Consider the following 2790-nt stretch of genomic DNA (forward strand, 5'->3'; position numbering starts at 1 on the left):
TTGGATTGACCCCCTTCAGGATATAATTCTCCTAACATTTGCCGAATATCACGCATAATATGCGCATGTTGCTTACCACATAACTCTGCAATTTCACGACTAGACATCGTTTGAACTGTTGTGTTTTGAAAATTGTTTTCAGATGTTGTGATAAAATTATGCATGCTTCACTCCGTTCGTTGTGACAACATTGTCATTGTGCTTAATTTGCTGTCTTAGATGTCTTAAGAAATCTTCTAATGTTTCAGGATTTGAATAATCGATTTTTGAATTTGCTTTTTTTTCGCATTTCAGAAAATATTCACGCACTTGTTTACCTTTGAGACCAGGTTCACAAATGGCAATGTGTTTTGCTGTGTCTAAAGTGAGAGCATAATCTTTAAAAGGATTTCCACGTGAGGAGTTTGATAATTTTTTAGTAGAAAGTACAAAGTCGACATCTTCTCTAAAGCTAAGTTCTTTAATACAGTTTGTTATCCACTTTCTAAACTCGGTTTTTACCTCTAAAAAGGTATATAAATCACGAGCGCTAATAGTTTGAACCTTTTGATGCTGAATAATATTGTATTGAGTAGCAAGAAGCTTTTCCATTACGAACCTCATGTTGATGGGATTGAAAGGGGCGCTTTTAAATACGCCCTTCAGAATTTAAAGCACATCACATGGGCGCAAACGGTGTTGTTGTTCATAGGTACCGTACATTGCATCATTATATTTTTCTTTTGCTAAATCAGATAAAAGATCGTGGTAAGCATCACTTTCACGTACAAAGTAATGAACCTTACTATCCTCATGGAGATGTTCGATATTTGCTTCTACATATGCGTCTGCAATCTCTTCAGAGATATCTTCACAATTATTCTCAGAAGGATTTATACGAAAGATTTGGATTGCATCATCTACCTCATCAACAATGCTTAGAATTTGGCTTGCATCAAGTGGTCCAGACTCTGCAATGTGTTGATCTTTATCGTAGGCAACTAATAAAATTTCATCAGAATTTATAAGAATTGGCTTATCCATAATTTCTCCTCCCTAACGCCTCTTGGCAATTGTTTGTGCGTGGTTTATGGATATATTAGTACATTATGCACGAAAGATAGTCAAGTACATAATGTACTATTTTTTTAAAAAATAAAAAAAAGACGAATCACGGCATAATTTAGAGAATCAAAAGTTTGCTGTTTACTGATAAAAATCAATCAAACTTGCTTTAATCTGTTGATAGCAATCTAATTGATAACGTGAACAGAGAATCGCATTATGTTTACATATCAAGAATAGTGCGCCGTACACGACCTATTATAGAGATAGCGCCTTCAAGTTTTGGAGCCTTTATTGTTTTGTCGTATGAAGCAGGCTGAAAAGGAGGATCATCATTAGGTCTGTATCGTTTATATGTCGCTTGTCCAGATTCATCTGCAATTACATAGCAGGCATTAGGCACAAGTTTTTTGTCTCGCATATTTACAAATATTATAGAATCTGGAGGGCTAATTTTATTCATAGATGCGCCATCTACACGTAAAGCAATCCATTCACCGGCAGGAAGATTAACAGCCTCTGTCATAGGATAATCTGAAAAATCCATTATCCCATCTTGCTCGCTTAGTTCTCCAGCGCTAATCCATGAAACGAGAGGGATACTTATATTGAGGTTAGGATTTTCTCGAGGAGACTCGCCATACAAAATCCACCCCGGATCTACATTAAATACTTGTCCATAGAGCTCGGCTATTTGGCGCGAAATACCACGATTTCCATTTTCGTGACTAATTAGGGTATTTTGATTAAGTGCTGGTATAGCGCGCGCAGCTTCGCTTGGTGTTGCATATCCAGCATTCTTACGCGCTATTTTAAGTCTGTCTTTTGGCAAATAAGTCATTTGTACATTATCCACTATTTTTTTAATTCATTGTGTACGATTTTATCTTGATTTAAAATTGTACGTAATGTACTGTTTGTGTCATGGTTAATGATTTTTATGTCAAAAGTTTGATTGAGTCTTGGGGATCTATACGCCAATTTGCAAAGGAAATTGGTTGTAGTTATGAGGCTGCGCGTAAAATGCGTGATCGCAATAGTATTTCTCCAAAATACTGGAATATAATTATTCAGTTGTCTAAAGCCAAAGGTCTATCTTGGGTTACACTAGATTGGTTCCTACATAATTATGAGAGTAAATCCCATAGAATTATTCGTCCAATGACAAAACGAAGAAAAGATACGCTTCATCTAGTGGAGAAAATTAGTACATCAAATGCATCACAAACAGTAATATCTTCTCATAGTGCTGCTCCTACAGATAATGATGAACATCAACAGCACCATTCACATTCTTAAACAGGCATTAAATAAATAGATCAAATTAATAGATTACGCGTCACCATGCGCGCGCACATAAATACGCAACAGCCTTAAGGGGGGATTATGATCACTAATTTATATTTAATGAAAGAAGGGGATGCGCATGTCTAATGCAATGCCATGGATAAGATTCCATTTGTATGACTGGATAAGTGGTACAAATGGAATGACATCTGAACAACGGGGGGTTTATATAACCCTTCTCGTTTGCATGTATGAAAAAAAAGAACCACTTAAAACAGATTTTCAAACGCTTGCACGCGTTTGTCATTGTTCGCAGAAAAAATTTGCTGCTATTGTCGAATATCTCATGAGAAATAATAAACTTGTTGAGACAGATAATGGTTTGTGGAATACGCGCGTTGAAGAAGAGCTAAACGATTTTGCTGATAAAAAAGAGCACATATCGCAAGTTCGTAGTGA

At 36.1% G+C, this 2790-nt stretch carries 6 protein-coding genes; 2 read left to right on the forward strand and 4 right to left on the reverse strand.

Annotation, left to right across the window (positions count from 1 at the left end; all coding sequences use genetic code 11):
* The 4 genes from ACFIJ7_RS09255 to ACFIJ7_RS09270 all read right to left on the reverse strand — a co-directional run.
* On the reverse strand, window positions 1-164 hold a 164-nt coding region (locus ACFIJ7_RS09255; RefSeq protein ID WP_375645164.1), incomplete at its 3' end, for a Rha family transcriptional regulator.
* Window positions 157-591, reverse strand: a complete 435-nt coding sequence (locus tag ACFIJ7_RS09260; RefSeq protein ID WP_375645159.1) for an antA/AntB antirepressor family protein — start codon at window positions 589-591, stop codon at window positions 157-159. The genes ACFIJ7_RS09255 and ACFIJ7_RS09260, both read right to left, overlap by 8 nt.
* Window positions 592-648: 57 nt before the next feature.
* Window positions 649-1023, reverse strand: a complete 375-nt coding sequence (locus ACFIJ7_RS09265) for a hypothetical protein (RefSeq protein ID WP_375645160.1) — start codon at window positions 1021-1023, stop codon at window positions 649-651.
* Between the two features lie 244 nt (window positions 1024-1267).
* A complete protein-coding gene (locus ACFIJ7_RS09270; protein WP_375645161.1) occupies window positions 1268-1885 on the reverse strand; it encodes a S24 family peptidase in 618 nt (205 codons plus the stop codon).
* A gap of 110 nt (window positions 1886-1995) precedes the next feature.
* Between ACFIJ7_RS09270 and ACFIJ7_RS09275 the strand changes: the two genes are divergently transcribed.
* Together ACFIJ7_RS09275 and ACFIJ7_RS09280 are read left to right on the forward strand one after the other, a co-directional pair.
* Window positions 1996-2343, forward strand: a complete 348-nt coding sequence (locus tag ACFIJ7_RS09275) for a hypothetical protein (protein WP_375645162.1) — start codon at window positions 1996-1998, stop codon at window positions 2341-2343.
* Between the two features lie 127 nt (window positions 2344-2470).
* On the forward strand, window positions 2471-2790 hold a 320-nt coding region (locus tag ACFIJ7_RS09280; RefSeq protein ID WP_375645163.1), incomplete at its 3' end, for a DUF1376 domain-containing protein.

Origin of the sequence: Bartonella sp. MR100HLJHH (assembly GCF_042194215.1) — a bacterium.
Lineage (GTDB): Bacteria > Pseudomonadota > Alphaproteobacteria > Rhizobiales > Rhizobiaceae > Bartonella > Bartonella grahamii.

What these genes read in the sequence shown, in the direction of transcription:
- ACFIJ7_RS09260 (WP_375645159.1), bottom strand. Translation starts at nt 591, where the DNA reads ATGGAAAAGCTTCTTGCTACTCAATACAATATTATTCAGCATCAAAAG.
- ACFIJ7_RS09265 (WP_375645160.1), bottom strand. Translation starts at nt 1,023, where the DNA reads ATGGATAAGCCAATTCTTATAAATTCTGATGAAATTTTATTAGTTGCC.
- ACFIJ7_RS09270 (WP_375645161.1), bottom strand. Translation starts at nt 1,885, where the DNA reads ATGACTTATTTGCCAAAAGACAGACTTAAAATAGCGCGTAAGAATGCT.